The organism is Streptococcus pneumoniae (genome assembly GCF_001457635.1).
In the GTDB taxonomy this organism is placed as follows: Bacteria; Bacillota; Bacilli; order Lactobacillales; family Streptococcaceae; genus Streptococcus; species Streptococcus pneumoniae.
In genome coordinates, this window is the sequence record NZ_LN831051.1 from 2,066,623 (window position 1) to 2,082,166 (window position 15,544).

Annotated in this window: 21 protein-coding genes and 2 pseudogenes; 1 reads left to right on the plus strand and 22 read right to left on the minus strand. The window is 40.0% G+C overall.

Annotated features, from left to right (window positions below; genetic code table 11):
• Positions 1-4: 4 nt before the first annotated feature.
• Together AT689_RS10915 and AT689_RS10920 are read right to left on the minus strand one after the other, a co-directional pair.
• Positions 5-1,339 (minus strand): DUF438 domain-containing protein, encoded by a 1,335-nt coding sequence (locus AT689_RS10915; protein WP_000752894.1) that lies wholly within the window; start codon positions 1,337-1,339, stop codon positions 5-7.
• On the minus strand, positions 1,339-1,572 hold the full coding sequence (locus AT689_RS10920; protein ID WP_000368737.1) for a DUF1858 domain-containing protein: 234 nt from the start codon (positions 1,570-1,572) through the stop codon (positions 1,339-1,341). The genes AT689_RS10915 and AT689_RS10920 overlap by 1 nt, the downstream gene beginning before the upstream one ends.
• A 30-nt stretch (positions 1,573-1,602) precedes the next feature.
• On the opposite strand from AT689_RS10920, the gene AT689_RS13610 reads away from it, so the two are divergent.
• Positions 1,603-1,755 (plus strand): hypothetical protein, encoded by a 153-nt coding sequence (locus tag AT689_RS13610; protein WP_001844592.1) that lies wholly within the window; start codon positions 1,603-1,605, stop codon positions 1,753-1,755.
• Between the two features lie 129 nt (positions 1,756-1,884).
• On the opposite strand, the gene AT689_RS12950 is transcribed toward AT689_RS13610, so the two are convergent.
• The 20 genes and pseudogenes from AT689_RS12950 to blpM form a co-directional block, all read right to left on the minus strand.
• Positions 1,885-2,025: a hypothetical protein gene (locus AT689_RS12950; RefSeq protein ID WP_000668195.1), complete on the minus strand. Its 141-nt coding sequence runs from the start codon at positions 2,023-2,025 to the stop codon at positions 1,885-1,887.
• Positions 2,022-2,204 (minus strand): hypothetical protein, encoded by a 183-nt coding sequence (locus tag AT689_RS10925; protein ID WP_001068161.1) that lies wholly within the window; start codon positions 2,202-2,204, stop codon positions 2,022-2,024. Before AT689_RS10925 ends, AT689_RS12950 begins: the two co-directional genes overlap by 4 nt.
• A 1-nt stretch (position 2,205) precedes the next feature.
• On the minus strand, positions 2,206-2,985 hold the full coding sequence (locus AT689_RS10930; protein WP_000840405.1) for a hypothetical protein: 780 nt from the start codon (positions 2,983-2,985) through the stop codon (positions 2,206-2,208).
• Between the two features lie 278 nt (positions 2,986-3,263).
• Complete coding sequence (gene rbfA / locus AT689_RS10935; protein ID WP_001273601.1) at positions 3,264-3,614, minus strand: 30S ribosome-binding factor RbfA; 351 nt, start codon at positions 3,612-3,614, stop codon at positions 3,264-3,266.
• 250 nt (positions 3,615-3,864) lie between these two features.
• Positions 3,865-6,657: a translation initiation factor IF-2 gene (gene infB, locus AT689_RS10940; RefSeq protein ID WP_000039205.1), complete on the minus strand. Its 2,793-nt coding sequence runs from the start codon at positions 6,655-6,657 to the stop codon at positions 3,865-3,867.
• A gap of 16 nt (positions 6,658-6,673) precedes the next feature.
• The gene (locus tag AT689_RS10945) at positions 6,674-6,973 is read right to left on the minus strand and encodes a YlxQ-related RNA-binding protein (RefSeq protein ID WP_001041390.1); all 300 of its coding nucleotides are present in this window, start codon (positions 6,971-6,973) and stop codon (positions 6,674-6,676) included.
• Complete coding sequence (gene rnpM, locus AT689_RS10950) at positions 6,966-7,259, minus strand: RNase P modulator RnpM (RefSeq protein WP_000857562.1); 294 nt, start codon at positions 7,257-7,259, stop codon at positions 6,966-6,968. Before rnpM ends, AT689_RS10945 begins: the two co-directional genes overlap by 8 nt.
• A gap of 21 nt (positions 7,260-7,280) precedes the next feature.
• Positions 7,281-8,417 (minus strand): transcription termination factor NusA, encoded by a 1,137-nt coding sequence (nusA, locus tag AT689_RS10955; protein ID WP_000032273.1) that lies wholly within the window; start codon positions 8,415-8,417, stop codon positions 7,281-7,283.
• A gap of 43 nt (positions 8,418-8,460) precedes the next feature.
• Positions 8,461-8,940: a ribosome maturation factor RimP gene (gene rimP / locus AT689_RS10960; protein WP_001808691.1), complete on the minus strand. Its 480-nt coding sequence runs from the start codon at positions 8,938-8,940 to the stop codon at positions 8,461-8,463.
• Between the two features lie 125 nt (positions 8,941-9,065).
• Complete coding sequence (gene trmB, locus AT689_RS10965) at positions 9,066-9,701, minus strand: tRNA (guanosine(46)-N7)-methyltransferase TrmB (RefSeq protein WP_001266083.1); 636 nt, start codon at positions 9,699-9,701, stop codon at positions 9,066-9,068.
• A complete protein-coding gene (ccrZ, locus tag AT689_RS10970) occupies positions 9,698-10,492 on the minus strand; it encodes a cell cycle regulator CcrZ (RefSeq protein WP_000363002.1) in 795 nt (264 codons plus the stop codon). The genes trmB and ccrZ overlap by 4 nt, the downstream gene beginning before the upstream one ends.
• Positions 10,493-10,652: 160 nt before the next feature.
• The gene (locus AT689_RS10975; RefSeq protein WP_000394044.1) at positions 10,653-11,264 is read right to left on the minus strand and encodes a CPBP family intramembrane glutamic endopeptidase; all 612 of its coding nucleotides are present in this window, start codon (positions 11,262-11,264) and stop codon (positions 10,653-10,655) included.
• 150 nt (positions 11,265-11,414) lie between these two features.
• Positions 11,415-11,649, minus strand: a pseudogene (blpZ, locus tag AT689_RS10980) (immunity protein BlpZ).
• Positions 11,650-11,690: 41 nt separating this feature from the next.
• Positions 11,691-12,380, minus strand: a complete 690-nt coding sequence (locus AT689_RS10985; protein ID WP_000760532.1) for a CPBP family intramembrane glutamic endopeptidase — start codon at positions 12,378-12,380, stop codon at positions 11,691-11,693.
• A 51-nt stretch (positions 12,381-12,431) separates the two neighbouring features.
• The gene (locus AT689_RS10990) at positions 12,432-12,815 is read right to left on the minus strand and encodes a hypothetical protein (RefSeq protein WP_000877381.1); all 384 of its coding nucleotides are present in this window, start codon (positions 12,813-12,815) and stop codon (positions 12,432-12,434) included.
• 628 nt (positions 12,816-13,443) lie between these two features.
• Positions 13,444-13,802: pseudogene (locus tag AT689_RS11000) on the minus strand (immunity protein).
• Positions 13,803-14,282: 480 nt separating this feature from the next.
• On the minus strand, positions 14,283-14,402 hold the full coding sequence (locus AT689_RS11005; RefSeq protein WP_000346296.1) for a PncF family bacteriocin immunity protein: 120 nt from the start codon (positions 14,400-14,402) through the stop codon (positions 14,283-14,285).
• A 103-nt stretch (positions 14,403-14,505) separates the two neighbouring features.
• A complete protein-coding gene (gene blpO, locus AT689_RS11010; protein WP_001809846.1) occupies positions 14,506-14,655 on the minus strand; it encodes a bacteriocin-like peptide BlpO in 150 nt (49 codons plus the stop codon).
• A 243-nt stretch (positions 14,656-14,898) separates the two neighbouring features.
• A complete protein-coding gene (blpN, locus tag AT689_RS11015) occupies positions 14,899-15,102 on the minus strand; it encodes a two-peptide bacteriocin subunit BlpN (RefSeq protein ID WP_001099490.1) in 204 nt (67 codons plus the stop codon).
• Between the two features lie 15 nt (positions 15,103-15,117).
• On the minus strand, positions 15,118-15,372 hold the full coding sequence (blpM, locus tag AT689_RS11020) for a two-peptide bacteriocin subunit BlpM (RefSeq protein ID WP_001093255.1): 255 nt from the start codon (positions 15,370-15,372) through the stop codon (positions 15,118-15,120).
• Positions 15,373-15,544: the final 172 nt, after the last annotated feature.

A 15,544-nucleotide genomic window follows, 5' to 3' on the forward strand; every position in this document is an offset into this window, starting at 1 on the left:
CTCCTTATTCTAATCCACGAAAATAGTCCGTATCAATCTCACGGTAGGGCTGGATATCCTGAACATACTCCAACACTCCTTGGAATTCTCCGTCTTCATCGTGTACTGCAGCATAGGTGATGTGGACAAACTTACCTCGCGACTCAGACTTGAACCACATTTCATACTTGTCCTTGGTCCCCTCACGAAGTCCCTTCATGATAGCCTTGACCTTGTCCAAATACTTAGGCGGATGACAGAGTTCGACATTGCGCCCGACTTGGGACGGCGTCCGTTTGAAAATCATCTCATCAGCTGGCGTATTGTCATTGTAATACTGGAAAATATCTTCTTTATTGACAAAGGTAATCTCCATAGGGAGATGATTGAGGATGAGATTGGCCTGCTCGACTGAAAGATAGCCATTACCAAAAGCCTGTTGACTATGGCGGTCCAGCACAGCTTCCTTTTCCTTAGGGGTAAAGGTAATGGTAAAATGGCCTTCTGGCGTATCTATGACTTGTTGAACTTGACCTTCTGCCGTATCTAGTTGTACAGGCTCCTCTGCAATCTTTTCCTCAATAAAGATCTGTCGTTCTGGCACCCATTTCTCTGACGGACGGATGATGGCATAGCCATAGGCATCACTCTCCTCCGCAATCTGAAGCCAGTCATCCTGAGTAAAAGACTCAAGGAGAATCATGAGCAGGATGGACTCTTCCTTGAAAATCATACTTTCAAACTCTGTCGCAAAAGCTTCAAAAGCTTCCTTTACACTGCTAATTGACACTTCTGGTAGTGACTTGGCTGTCGTTAGAGCTGTTTGAAAGAGTTCCCTAATCTGATCATCCACTCCCCACATAACTTTGGGAGGTGAATCGTGTCCATAGCGCTCCATGATAGGAAAGAAGAGTTCTTCCTTACGTTGGTAATGGATGTCAAATTGACCCACAAGTCCCATCTGACGCACCAAACCCTTACGCATCTCCGCCAGCATTTCCTCGTCTTCCATAGACTCATAGGTATCTAACAATCTACGAATGCGAATCAAGGCCGCACGGAGAGCCAGATTTTCTTCTTTGAAGACACGAACTGGGTGACCTGGATGCTCAGTATCTGAAACTTCGACACCTTTGATAGCATTTTTAAAAAGATTGGCATGGACATCACAGAGTTCCATAACATCTTCAAAAGTGACGCCCGAATCCGAGTTCATCAGCTCGTGCTCCATAAGGGAAATCTCAATGGCTGAGACACCCGCAAAGGTCGCATCAAAACGCTCCTGAACCGACTCAGGAGAGGCGCCATTATGCAATTCTAATAAAATATCCCGTAGGACATGAATCCGTTCATCTGCCATTAGTCTAATCCAATCACTTCGTAGCCATTCGCTTCCAGTGTGCGTACAATCTTGTCCATAGGAGTTCCTGCTAGCTTAGAACCCTGTTTAAGTGATACTTTACGACCAACTGTATTGCGCATTAAGGGATTGGCAAGGGGTTTAAAACCCAACTCCACTAGAATTTCCAAGACTTCTGGATGCTTGTCCACCACTTCTGCAACAGGAATTGACACATCGATGATATTGTCCATGACGACCTCCATTATATGTTCTAATACTCAATGAAAATCAAAGAGCAAACTAGGAAGCTAGCCGCAGGTTGCTCAAAACAGTGCTTTGAGATTGTAGATAGAACTGACGAAGTCAGCTCAAAACACCGTTTTGAGGTTGCGGATAGAACTGACGAAGTCAGTAACATATATACAGCAAGGTGAAGCTGACGTGGTTTGAAGAGATTTTCGAAGAGTATAAAATGATTTTACTGCTTATATTATACCATATGGAAAGAGAATAAAAAACTAGCAGTGGAGTTCCTGCTAGTTCTCTGCGACTTGGATTACCATCTAGATAAGTTTAAAGAACCAATCCAATATCTTGTAAAACAGCAATTGGACTGCAAAAGAGATGATCATCCAAAAGAATTTCACAATCCCAATAATCGGTTTGATAAAAATAATGGCAAGAAGTCCCCAGAAAAATTTCATTTTTTATCCTCTGGCTTAATGAGCCACCGAGCCGTATCCATTAACTTGTCGGCAATAAAAAGTTTCCCCAGACCGACAACGGCATTATCATCTTTCTTTATCGTTTTCATTACTTTTACACCTTGCACGGTCAAAAAGTAATTACCATAAATTTTAGCAAAAGCTTTGATAGGATTCATATTACTCTCCTTTGATGATTTCAGCCTCTTTTCGGATTGTTTCAACATCTTCTTGATATTGAACTTCACTATAGTTGACTAGCTTGGATAATTCTTTCTGCAAGCTTTCCCCCATTGGTTTCATAGTTGCAAAGGTTAAACCACCTGAAATGATACCACCCAAGATAGGAATAAATTTCCCCATTCCTTTGGCCAGCCCTCCCTTGGTAAGATTCACACCAAATATTCTTAAGACTTTCTTCAAAATAGGATACCAAAGCGTCTTTGTTAAAGCTTTATTAGGTACTGTTTTCATTACCTGTTTGGCAATTGTTATACCACCAGCACGTAGCAAAGCAGCAGTTCCATTCACCCCCAACATGACGCCTAGATAAAGCAAAAGGGTATTTTGAGCATCTTCACTCAACTCATCGCGTGAAGCCCAAAGATCCTCATAACCATAAATATAACCTAATTCTTGGGCCAATTTCAGAGAGAAACCATAAAATTGAGCCACATCAGCTGGAATGGTAATTGCCATAGCAAGCCCTCCAGGTAATCCTGCCAAAACAGAAGTCCCACTCGCTAATAAAACATTATCCCTAATACAGGCATTAGCCACTCGATCTAAGATTTCTTGAGATAAGAGAGACGTTGGACCTTGTTCCAATAAGGTAGGAATGTCCTGTGGACCCAATTCTTTGGAAAACTTATCCACTAAAAATTTCGAACGATCAACCTTAACAACAGGTAGTTTCACCACTTGTTGCAATACTTGCATAGCTAAGTCTTGTTCAGCCATATACAAACTCCTTATTTCTTTTTTGCACCTTATCATATTATATTTCCTACAAAAAAAGCATTTTCTAATTAGATAACATTAAAAAATACAGAACCCCTTTTTTATAGTAAAATGAAACAAGAACAGGACAAATCGATCAGGACAGTCAAATCGATTTCTAACAATATTTTAGAAGTAGATGCGTACTATTCTAGTTTCAAACTATTATAAAAGAATATTTTTCCATTTCAAATTCAACCTATTTTCCTCCACCAAAAAAGAGGGGCAACCCCTCTTCTTTAGTTCTTATCCAGATTGCGTAGCATCTCGTCAATCTTGTTTCCATACTCGATGGACTCGTCTTTGACGAAGGTCAAATCTGGGATTTTGTACAATTTCAAATTGCGACCAAGTTCACGTTTGATGGTACCAGTTGCTTTTTCAAGCCCGATTTGGGCTTTTTGGTTATCCGAAGCAAGGTTACTCAAAATGGTGTAATAAACCTTGGCAACAGACAAGTCACCCAGCATCTGAACATCTGTGATGGTCACACCTTGGACACGTGGATCACGGACTTTCTTTTGCAAAATCTCATTGACTTCACGCTTGATTTCCATGCCCACACGATCTGTACGGAAATGATTTGCCATGATATTCCTTTCTCTACTTTGAACCAAAAGCTAGGCCAGCAGACCTAGCTATTTTAAACTTCTTGATTTTCAGTTTAAATTGAAACGAAGTTCAATTTGAAGTCATCTGCTTCTTTCGCCGTGGTGAAAGTGATGGAACTGATTTATCAGTCCCATCACAGGGGATTTTTGAGACCCTAGGCTCAAAAATAAGCAATGAAACCATCGGTTTGCTTGCGTCCCTCACCACCTAAGAAAGGAGCAAAAAATCTTATCTCTTGATTTCTTCCATGACATACGCCTCAATCACATCATCCATCTTAATATCATTGTAGCAGTCGATCATCAATCCACCTTCACGGCCGTTTGTAACTTCCTTAACGTCGTCTTTATAGTGTTTCAAGCTTGCGAGTTCACCATCATAGATAACGACACCATCACGGATAACACGGACTTTAGAGTCACGGGCAACCTTACCGTTGATAACCATAAATCCACCGATAGTTCCCACTTTAGACACCTTGAAGGTTTCACGGATAACCGCTTCACCAATAACTTTTTCTTCAAATTCTGGATCAAGCATCCCTTTCATAGCTTCTTCCATCTCTTCGATAACCTTGTAGATAATGCTGTGAAGACGGATTTCCACATCGTCAGCTTCTGCTTGTTGACGAGCTTGTGGTGTAGGGCGTACGTTGAAACCAACGATAAAGGCATTTGAAGCTTCGGCAAGGGTCACGTCTGATTCGTTGATAGCACCGACCGCTGAGTGGACGATAGTCACTTTGACACCTTCCACGTCAATCTTTTGAAGTGAGGCAGAAAGGGCTTCAACAGAACCTTGTACATCAGCCTTGATGATAACATTAACAGATTTGAGTTCCCCAGCTTTAAGGGTATCAAAGAGGTTTTCAAGGCTAACACGTTGGGTAGCTTGACGTTGTTTCATGAGGGCACGTTTGGCACGCTCTTCACCTGCTGCACGCGCAGATTTTTCATCCTCGTAAACGGCAAAGTGGTCACCCGCCATCGGTGCTTCGTTCAAACCTGTGATAGAGACTGGTGTTGATGGTCCAGCAACTTTAACACGACGACCAAGGTCGTTGGTCATAGCACGGACACGACCGAAGGTATTTCCGACAACGATTGGGTCTTGAACATTCAAGGTACCTTGTTGTACAAGAAGGGTTGCGACCGCACCTTTTCCTTTATCCAAGCGCGCTTCGATAACCGTACCGATTGCACGCACTGTTGGGTCTGCCTTGAGTTCTTGGATTTCAGCTACAAGAAGGACTGTTTCCAACAATTCTTCGATATTTTGGTTGAATTTAGCTGAGATTTCAACAAATTCAGAATCTCCACCCCAAGCGGTTGACATCACACCATGCTCTGCCAATTCACCGATAACGCGTTCTGGGTTAGCACCTGGTTTATCAATCTTGTTAATGGCTACGATGATTGGAACGTTAGCTGCTTTTGAGTGGTTGATGGCTTCAATAGTCTGAGGCATAACCCCGTCATCTGCCGCTACGACCAAGATCGTAATATCGGTAACAGAAGCACCACGCGCACGCATTGATGTAAAGGCCGCGTGTCCTGGTGTATCAAGGAAGGTAATCTTCTTACCATTTTCCACGATTTGGTAGGCACCGATATGCTGAGTAATACCACCTGCTTCACCTGTCGCAACACGTGAGTTACGAAGAGTATCCAAAAGGGTTGTTTTACCGTGGTCAACGTGTCCCATGATAGTAACAACTGGTGGACGCTCAACCAATTCATCTTCATTGAGATAACCATCTTCGACAAAGAAACGTTCGATGTCAGCATTATCCACTTCAACCTTTTGTTTGGCTTCGATACCGTAATCCACCATGAGGAGTTCAATTGTTTCCCCATCCAAGGATTGGTTTTGTGTGGCCATGACACCCATCATGAAAAGTTTCTTAACGATTTCAGCTGGTTCACGTTTGATACGTTTTGCGATTTCCGCAACGGTCATACCATCTGTATATTCAAATTCTGTTGGCAATTCATGGAATTTACGCTCCGTAACAGGTTTTGGAGTCTGATTACGGTTGTTCTTGTTATTGCCTTTTTTGTTCTTTTTGTTGTTATTCCAGTTACTATTCTTTTGATTTCTCACTTGATTTTGACTACTTCGATTCTTTTGTTGTTTTCTAGGACCATCTTCTTCATGATCATAATCGTCACGATTTTTGTCTGGTCGAGCTTGTTTTTTACGACGTGTATCCACTGCAGGTTCTTTTTTCTCAGGGACGACTTCAACCACTGCTTGAACTTGCTGTGCTTGTTCAGCTAACTTAGCCGCTTCTTCAAAGATTTCCTCTGGTTCCTTGCGTTTGTTAGCTTGAGCCAAGGCTTCTTTAGCAGCCTGATACTGCTTGAAGCGTTCCTCACTTGAACGAGCGTACTCTGCATTTTGCTCTGCTTTTAGGGCTGCTGCACGGGCTTTAAAGTCAATACGTGGAGCCACTTGATTTGAACGTTTGTCCTCTTGCTGACGGCGCTCATTTCTACGTTTTTGCTGACCTTGCTGCTTCTTAGCTTGGTCATTAAAGCGACGATTGTCGCGGTTGCTTTGACCTTGTTTTCCACCATTACGGCCGTCGTTTTTCTGACGGTTTCCGTTTTGTTGTTGGTCACGGTTATTGCCCTTATTTTGCTTGCGTCGTTCTGCCTGCTCTTTAGCACGGGCTTCACGCTCAGCCTTGAAATTACGGCTTTGCGGTTTCGCTGCTACTTTTTCTGTTTTCGGAGCAACTGGCTCAGCCGGTTTTGCCTCTTCCTTAGCTACAGCTGGTTTAGCTGGCTCAGATTTTTCGGCTTTCTTTTCTGCACTTACTTTTGGTGCTGCAGGTTTTGCTTCTACTTTCGGAGCAGCTGCAGGCTTAAAGCTGGCAGCAATTTTTGCAGCGACAGCTTCTTCCACACTTGATGAGTGGCTTTTCACATCCAAGCCCAACTCTTTTGCACGCGCTACAACTTCTTTACTTTCTTTTCCAAGTTCTTTTGCGATTTCGTACAATCTTTTCTTAGACAAATCATGTCCTCCTCTTCTATTCCATAAGAGACCTCATTTTCTTTGTAAATCCAGCATCTGTTACAGCCAAAACCTTTCTCGATTTCCCGACTGCTATGCTTAATTCCAGTGTTGAAAACACGGTTACAATTTCTACTTGATAATAATGACTTTTATCTTGAATCTTCTTGGTCAGATTGGGTCCAGCATCATGAGCTAGAAAGACCAACTTGGCCTTGCCGTCTTGAATGGCCTTGACCACCAATTCTTCACCCGATATGATGCGCCCTGCTCGCTGAGCAAGCCCCAAGAGATTACTTATCTTTTGCTTATTCAAGTCCCAACTCTCTTCTTTTCACTTTGTGATCCACATAAGCGATCAACTCGTCATAAAAGCTTTCTTCCACTTCCATGCTAAAACTGCGGTTAAAGACCTTCTTCTTTTTCGCCTCTAGGGCTTCTGCATTGTCTAGTTTGATATAAGCGCCGCGGCCATTGGCCTTGCCCGTAGGATCAATAAAGACTTGTCCTTCCTTGTTCTTGACAATGCGGAGCAAATCACGCTTATCAATCACTTCGTTAGACACAACAGACTTGCGCAAAGGGATTTTTCTTGTTTTCATCTTTCCCTCCTCTAGCAGCTTTTATTCTTCTACAGTATCGTTTTCTACTTCCAACTCTACTGAAGCAGCGTCTTCCATGGCTTCAAATTCGCTAGCAGACTTGATATCGATACGGTAACCAGTCAAGTGAGCCGCCAAGCGCACGTTTTGTCCACGACGACCAATGGCAAGAGAAAGCTTGTTATCTGGAACAACCACCAAGGCACGTTTGCTGTCGTTTTCATCAAAGATAACTTGGTCAACCTCAGCAGGAGCGATGGCATTGTAGATAAATTCAGCTGGATCTGCTACCCACTCGATAACATCGATATTTTCTTCGATTGGTACCATGCGATCATTTTTAGCATCGTAACGAGCTGGGTGGAATTTGCTAGTAATCTTCTTGATATTAGCACCACCACGTCCAACGATTGTACCGATAGCATCCACGTTTGGATTGTGGCTACGAACAGCAACCTTCGTACGGTCACCTGCTTCACGAGCCACGCTCATGATTTCAACAGTTCCATCATAAACTTCTGGAATTTCTTGCTCCATCAAACGTTTGATCATTTCTGGATGGCTACGGCTAACAAAGACGTTCACACCACGAGGGTTGTCTTCAACCTTGTAAACATAAACTTCGATACGATCATGAGAAGCAAAAACTTCTCCAGGAATTTGGTCTTGTTTTGACAATTGGGCTTCGATGCTACCAAGGTTGACATAGATAAAGCGGTTGTCAAAGCGTTCTACTGTACCAGACATGATTTCTTGCTCATGTTCTTTGTAAGTATTGTAAGTGATGGCACGTGTTTGCTTGCGCATTTTTTCCATGATGGTTTGTTTGGCAGATTGGGCTGCTACACGACCAAACTCAGCTGGTGCTTCTTCAAACTTGATTTTGTCTCCAAGTTCATAAGCTGAATTAATGGCAAGAGCATCTTTCAAGCTGATTTCCAAACGGCTATCAAATACTTCATCAACAACTTCACGGACAGTATAAACTGTAAAGTCACCTGTTTTTTCGTTGAAGTCAATAGCTACGCTGTCTGACTGACCATAGCGTCTGCGATAAGCGGAACGAAGCGACTCTACTACTGCGTCGATGATGTCTTCTTTTTTGATTCCCTTGTCTTCTTCCAAAATGCGGAAGGCCTCTAGCATTTCTTTACTCATGTTTTCTTCACTTTTGAATCCTCAAAAGCTATCCTTTCTTTTTCTATAATTTAACTGCTAAACGTGCTTTTGATACTAAACTGTATGGAATTTGGACGGTTTTCTTACGCGTCTTGTCCATATATTCCATAGTCAACTCGTCCTCTTCGAAGGCCAACAAGGTTCCTTCAAAGACCTTTTGCTTATCGATGGCTTGGTAGAGCCCGACATGGATGTATTTTCCAACCGCTCCAGCGACGGCATCCTTGGTTTTCAAAGGGCGTTCCAAACCTGGACTGGTAATTTCTAGGAAATATTGTTCTGGGAAGGGATCTGGCTTGATGGTGTCTAGGACAGGACTGATAATTTCTGTCAAGTCTGCCGTGTCGTTCAAGGTAATTCCTTCGGGTTTATCTACAAAAATACTGAGAATCATGTCACTGCCAATCTTTCCATACTCGATATCCACGAGTTCAAAAGGAGCTTCTATGACAGGTTCTACAACTTCTCTGACTAATTCTACGATTGTTGCGATTGCGTCCACCTCCTCATAAGCAAGAGGCGAAGATATTTCCCCGCCTCACTTTTCATATTCTTACTATCAGTATAGCACGTTTGCCAACTTATGTAAAGCAAAAGCACTTGTACAGCCTAATTTTAGGCTATCTCTTAAAATTCTGCCTCAACTCGGTAGATAACTTGCCCCTTGTTTGAGAATTTTTGCTCGTATTCTGTCATGACATTGCCTTCAAAATCACTGGCATGCAAATCTAACCAGACACCATTGAGTTTCATGCCATATTGAGAAAAGCTCACTAAACTGTACTCAAACAAGCCACGGTTATCCGTCTTGAAATGAATTTCTCCATTTTCAGGCAAGATACGTTTGAAGGTATCCAAGAAGGTCTTGTAGGTCAAACGACGCTTTTCATGGCGTTTTTTCGGCCATGGATCTGAAAAGTTCAGATACAAGCGATCAATCTCACCGTCTTCAAAATAGTCAGTTAAGTCAGAACCATCTACCCACAAGAGCTTGATGTTAGGCACTCCAACTTCAAGCACCTTGTCCAAAGCGTAGCTCAAAACAGACTTTTGAATATCAATCCCGATATAGTTGATGTCAGGGTTTTGCTTGGCCATACCTGAAACAAAGGCACCCTTTCCACTTCCAACTTCCACATGAATGGGATTATCATTGCCAAACAAGTCCCGCCATTTTGCCTTGGCTTCCAAGGGATTGAGGACCACATACTGGGGATTTGCCTCTAGTAATTCTGTTGCCCCTTTACGATTTCTAACTCTCATCTTCTCTTTCCATACTTGTCTCGGAAATGACGCAAACCATGAATCTCCCGATTGACATTTTCTAAATCTTGGTTCATATAATACTTGGAAATCTGACTCAAATAAGACAATTGACCATACCAATACAATTTACTTAATACCGTTTGATTGTACTTGTAACCGTAGTAGGTCAACCATTCCTTCCACTGATGTTCTGAAATATAATGGCAGAGCATATGGGCCACATCAAACATGCGATCGGTCAAGCGAACCGAATCCCAATCTACTAAATAAATCAAGCCACTATCTGTCTCAATCCAATTACTATGTCGTACATCTCCATGGACAATGGTCGCATGGTCCTCTCTAAATCCTGGAATAGTCTGACGTAAATCAGCCATCACTTCACTGATAAAATGATTTTTACGCAAAGCATCTGGAGCCGTTTCCTGCCAAGACTGTAGTAAATCTACAGGTGTTTCCATGGCATAGCCCAAACGACTCAATTGTGTCATCAACGGACGTGAGCGATGAAGACGGGTTAAAATATTGACGATTTGCTTACGATTCATATCATAGGGGGTCAATATCTTGCCTGTCAACCATTCTTGAGCACACATATCACGCCCATCTGCCAAACGACGACTCCATAATAATTGTGGAGCAATTTGTTCTCTAGCTAGACCAGGTAGGATTGGAGAGGTGTTCATTTTTACAAAGATGCGCTTCCCGTCAGGATAGCTACCCATATAAGCCTTGCCACTTTTCCCAGGTATGGGAGTCAGTGTTAGCTCATTATCACCCAAATCCATTTCTTTCCTCCGTATAAAGTTTCCTTACTATTCTACTAGTTTTTGGCCTATTCGTCAACCACTCTAACCCGATTCTCAAAGAAAAGCCTCTGGATTGGCTTGGGTATCATTATAGCTTGAAAAAGGTAAGCACCATCTTCTGCTTACCTTTTCATAATTTTTATAAATAATATAGGAGTGGCCAACTGTTGTAAAACATGTGGACTAGAGTAGAAACCCATAGGTTTTGACTCTTTTTATAAGCAAAGCCCAGCAACAAACCCCCAAGTAGATAAAAAATAAACGAAGGGACATTAGAAGGTCCATGCATGAAAGAAAAGAGAGAGGAAGTTAGCACAAGCCCTAACCAAGAATTGTCAAAAACCGCACCTTGAAGAAGTCCTCTGAAAATGAGTTCCTCCTGGATGGGGCCAAAAACTGAGGTAGTCAAAATCAAAGACAGGGAAATTCCTCTGCTGACTTCCGCCAAGTGTTGGACCCCTGAGCCAGAAGAAACAGCGAAGAAATGAATATAAACCAGCGTCTCAAGTACACTTAGAAGAAAGATTGCAATGAAAAGCAAAAGTTGTTTCTTGCTTAACATCCCAAAAGAAATCATTTCAAACTTTCTAGCATAAGCAACACTCAGCGAGGTTACAAGAAGACTTACAAGAATCAATGCAGATTCATTTTGAAAAAAACCCCCATGGTTAATCGTATAAGGAACTGTAATGACAATTATTAGTACTAAAAATCCAAAACACAAGGCATGAAATTTATCAAAAAACTCCATAAAACTATCCTCCTCACCAAACAGACTTCCTACGCGTCATTCTTTAGTTCTAGCCTTTCCAAAACAAACCATTTTATACTCTTCGAAAATCAAATTCAAACCACGTCAACGTCGCCTTGCCGTACTCAAGTACAGCCTGCGGCTAGTTTCCTAGTTTGCTCTTTGATTTTCATTGAGTATTAGTAACCAAAATCCGACCACATAGCCAGCCCCTTATGAATATAGCCATTAAAGCTAGCATGGAATTTAGGAAATTAAAAACCACCGCAGATACAAAGGTTAGCACAAAAACATTAAAAGCAATGGTGTCAGAAGCCAAGACTAGAATATAGGGTGTCAACCGATCTAAAGTTTTGGAATCTAGGAAAAATAAGTGTTTATACATGATAATCTCCTCTATGGCTGAAAAGCAAGCCTTTTGTTTTTTTACCCCAAGACCCTATGTAAAAAAGTCAGCAAAAATGGTAATGTTGCGAAAATATTATTGATCACATGCACCGCATAGGAAGGATAAATGCTCTTGGTATAGCGGGTCAAACTAGCAAAGATGATGCCAGATGTTGCAAAGATGAAGATATCTAACAAACTAGGCAGGCTTGAAAAATGAGGAAGAGCAAATAAAATTGACGGAAGAAGCAAATCAAGGCCAAATCTCGAATGCTTAAAAAAGGCGTGTTGCAGTAATCCTCTATAGATTAGCTCTTCCATAAGTGGAGTCAGAAAGAACAAAGTTATATAGATACCTAGCTCAGCAAAGTTGGTCCCACTATAACCGATCAATACAGCCCAACCTTCAGCAGTTGACTGAACATGTTTAGCTGTCTGAACGTTAAAAGAGATCTGGAGCACTACCACTAATACTGTCAAAATCGAATACCAAAGCCATTTTTTTCTTGGAATGTGAAAGAGATAACCATGACCTGTCTTAACCAGAATCCAAATCATGACTCCGCTAAATAGCAAACTCAAGAAATTTTGAATCCAGACGAAATTGCCAATCTGGGAAGAAAATTGCCAATAATTTTGAATAATAAGCGTCATCTGAGAAAGACCAAATACGAAAAATAAGTAAGAGAAAACTGCACTTATTTTGAATAGAAGTTGATACTTTTTCATAGAAATCCTCCCTACTATGACCTCACCTTGTCAGGCTCTACTGCTGTAAGATTAAGAAGACAGTTTGTTTTTTTTAAGGCTAACCTGACTACTAGATAATAGATACATTAAGGCATTAAAGACAATGAAAATATGTCCATAGAATAAAATCAACCTCGCATCCAAACCAAGATAAAGTTTGATTATCAAAAAGATGAGCAAAAGAATTTGAAACCATAAGGTTTTTCCAAAAATAAATTTAAAGCGATTTCGAATATCTACTTCCTTGATTTTTACCGCCACCCCTTTATTAGCAAGAAGGAAAACTCCTGCTTCAAACAAACCACTGTAAAGAACAAGCCACCCAATAGATACGATAGAGATTTGTAAAAATGTCCCTAAAAGAATATCCAACACACTACTCAAGAAAATAACAAAAAATAATCTGTATTTCATATTAAATACCTCCATTCATTTATTTCACTAACAATTTAATAGAGCCTTCTACTCAAATATCCTGTCAGAAAAGGATAGAAAGCTACTTTTTATAATACTTCAAGCCCCACATGAGCAGAAGCGTGATAAACAAGCAGAGAATACACCTATATAAGCGATTAGTTGTTGATAGAATTCTGTTTCTGAAATACCTCTATACAAACAAATGACAAACATAAAATCTGCCAAGCCGATAAACATAAGTTGATTGGTTCTAGGACTAACCAAATCATCATTTACTTATATTTAAGAGTATCTCTTTTATGTTAATGTATGTTAGCACTGAAAAGCAAGACAGGCCAATAATATTTAAAATGAACAGTAACGGGGTTAAGTCTCTAAAAAAATTATCTACTGACACTACAAGAAATACTATACATATTATAGTCGAAACTATCTTTTTCTTATCCATAATTATTTACTCCTTTCCTAACAAATCCAACTTATCAATCAAGAGCGATTTTTAACATAATGTAGCAGCACCCGTTGCAACTTTGACAATTTCAGTATAGCACTATTTGTCAAAGTTTTTCATCCAAATCTTGAATTGTCATCAAGACATCTTAAATTGCAAAAACTGCATTAGCCTCTACTTTTTATAATACTTCAATCCCCAAATGAGCAGAAGCATGATGGTCAAGCAGAGAATAGCGCCAATATAAGCGATTATTTGTTGGTAGGATTCTCCTGCTGTGATCCCTCTATACAAACAAATAATAGACATAAAGCCTGTCAAGCCGATGAACATAAGTTGATTGGTTCTAGGACTAACCAAATCATCATCTTCAAACTCTTTTATCCGCATTTCCCTAGTGAGGTAAACAGTGACCAAAATAGAAGCTAAGTTAATAACCACTAAAAGAAATTGGAAAACTGACGAAATAGAAATAGATAAGTAGAAACAAGCAAAGGCAACTGACCCAGGAACAATCTCACAAAGAATATGATTCTTTTTAATCAAGAAAATCTTTCATTTCTTTTCTTTCTTTTTAATTAAAGAAAAATAGATCATAACCGCAATCATATAGGCTATGGTATAAAATAGATTATACCAAATACTCTCCCTAAGCGGATAAAGAAAGATGGACATGATCAGATACAGAACGAAAATAATCAGTATTTTTTTCTTCATAAGATTTCCTCCTAAATGTGCGATTTATCTTAGTTGAGCAAGAACATTTACACTGCTAGTATAGCACTTATTTTGACCTTGGATCACTCAAATCATAAATGGTCATCAAAACCTCTTGAATTGTAAAAATTAAAAAAGCAAGCATGAAAAACATACTTTCCTCTTTATATTGTATTGATACCAACTTGTTTGTAGACTTTTCATCCTGCTATCACATATCATTTTGACAGGCGAAACAATATTAAAGAAACTCCCCTGTAAATTAAGCTAGCAAATACAGGGGAGAAATTTATTTTTTAGAGAGTACTATCCGTATCCTTTTTGGAAGATTTTGAAAATATTTTTCTAATTAAGTCATCCATATAAGGACCAAATATACCAACTACTAAACCAATAATAAAACTTTTAAAATCCATAATTACCACCAACATGTTGCTGCATAGGCTACACCTCCAAGTATAGCTCCACCTGCAGCACCAGTTACACCTATTCCTATAGCAAATGGTCCCAATAGAAATGTCAAACCGTTGTTGCACACCCATCAATTGCGCCATATGCAACCCCTGCTGCACAACTAATTTTTCTTCCCCAATCAATATCTCCACCTTCAACGCAAGCAAGCATTTCATTATCCATAACAGAAAATTGTGACATCATTTTTGTATTCATATAGTATGTCACTTTTCAGTTACGGAACAAGTTTAATATAAAAATTATCAAAAAAACATAGGCAATAAAGAGAAAAATTAATTTATCATAGATTAGAAATAATATGACAAAACAATTCAATGATGTTAATTCAATAGTCTTTTGTTTTTTATCAGAGATACTTATGGATAGATAAATAAGATAGGTTTGAAAAGCGAAGAGAATAATAAAGAATATAGCCTTCATAAAATTTAGCTTTCATTTTTATGATGTAGCGGTATAGGCTAAATATCCACAAACCACTGCTCCTCCAATTCCTCCTATTGCAGCGCCCCATGGTCCTAGAATTTTCCCATATTTCACTCCACCCGCTGCACAACCTAAAGCAGCAACTACAGCTGCTCCTCCGGAATTACCTCCGTAAACCTCACTCAGCATTGTTTCATTTATATTACAATAAGTATTCATACAAGTCTCCTTTTGTTAAAATCCACCCGTTGCCCCTGTTACTCCTGCCCAAAGAGCCACACCAAATTTAGCTCCTATGTATCCACATGCTCCCATAAATGGCGCTCCAACACCACTCGCAGCACAAATAGCTGTCCCTAACCCCCAGCCACCAAAAGCAGCACTACCACCTTCGAAAACATTAGTTTGCCAATTATTCTTGCCTCCTTCAATACTAGATAACATAGCTATATCCATTTCATGAAATTGTTCCATCATTTTTGTATTCATAACAAATACTCCTTTTTTATTTTTAATTTTTGTCTTGTTGCAACTTTGACAAGTTTAGTATAGCACTATTTGTTAAAGTTTTTCATCCAAATCTTGAATTGTCATCGAAACGTCTTAAATTAGCTTTTTTATTTAAAACTACCTCTAAATTTTTTTTAAAAGATAATTTCTA

Excerpts from the sequence above, each read along its gene's own strand:
- AT689_RS10915 (WP_000752894.1), bottom strand. The coding sequence starts at position 1,339 with ATGGCAGATGAACGGATTCATGTCCTACGGGATATTTTATTAGAATTG.
- AT689_RS10920 (WP_000368737.1), bottom strand. The coding sequence starts at position 1,572 with ATGGACAATATCATCGATGTGTCAATTCCTGTTGCAGAAGTGGTGGAC.
- AT689_RS13610 (WP_001844592.1), top strand. The coding sequence starts at position 1,603 with ATGAAAATCAAAGAGCAAACTAGGAAGCTAGCCGCAGGTTGCTCAAAA.
- AT689_RS12950 (WP_000668195.1), bottom strand. The coding sequence starts at position 2,025 with ATGAAATTTTTCTGGGGACTTCTTGCCATTATTTTTATCAAACCGATT.
- AT689_RS10925 (WP_001068161.1), bottom strand. The coding sequence starts at position 2,204 with ATGAATCCTATCAAAGCTTTTGCTAAAATTTATGGTAATTACTTTTTG.
- AT689_RS10930 (WP_000840405.1), bottom strand. The coding sequence starts at position 2,985 with ATGGCTGAACAAGACTTAGCTATGCAAGTATTGCAACAAGTGGTGAAA.
- rbfA (WP_001273601.1), bottom strand. The coding sequence starts at position 3,614 with ATGGCAAATCATTTCCGTACAGATCGTGTGGGCATGGAAATCAAGCGT.
- rnpM (WP_000857562.1), bottom strand. The coding sequence starts at position 7,259 with ATGAAAACAAGAAAAATCCCTTTGCGCAAGTCTGTTGTGTCTAACGAA.
- nusA (WP_000032273.1), bottom strand. The coding sequence starts at position 8,417 with ATGAGTAAAGAAATGCTAGAGGCCTTCCGCATTTTGGAAGAAGACAAG.
- trmB (WP_001266083.1), bottom strand. The coding sequence starts at position 9,701 with ATGAGAGTTAGAAATCGTAAAGGGGCAACAGAATTACTAGAGGCAAAT.
- ccrZ (WP_000363002.1), bottom strand. The coding sequence starts at position 10,492 with ATGGATTTGGGTGATAATGAGCTAACACTGACTCCCATACCTGGGAAA.
- AT689_RS10975 (WP_000394044.1), bottom strand. The coding sequence starts at position 11,264 with ATGGAGTTTTTTGATAAATTTCATGCCTTGTGTTTTGGATTTTTAGTA.
- AT689_RS10985 (WP_000760532.1), bottom strand. The coding sequence starts at position 12,380 with ATGAAAAAGTATCAACTTCTATTCAAAATAAGTGCAGTTTTCTCTTAC.
- AT689_RS10990 (WP_000877381.1), bottom strand. The coding sequence starts at position 12,815 with ATGAAATACAGATTATTTTTTGTTATTTTCTTGAGTAGTGTGTTGGAT.
- AT689_RS11005 (WP_000346296.1), bottom strand. The coding sequence starts at position 14,402 with ATGGATTTTAAAAGTTTTATTATTGGTTTAGTAGTTGGTATATTTGGT.
- blpO (WP_001809846.1), bottom strand. The coding sequence starts at position 14,655 with ATGAATACAAAAATGATGTCACAATTTTCTGTTATGGATAATGAAATG.
- blpN (WP_001099490.1), bottom strand. The coding sequence starts at position 15,102 with ATGAATACTTATTGTAATATAAATGAAACAATGCTGAGTGAGGTTTAC.
- blpM (WP_001093255.1), bottom strand. The coding sequence starts at position 15,372 with ATGAATACAAAAATGATGGAACAATTTCATGAAATGGATATAGCTATG.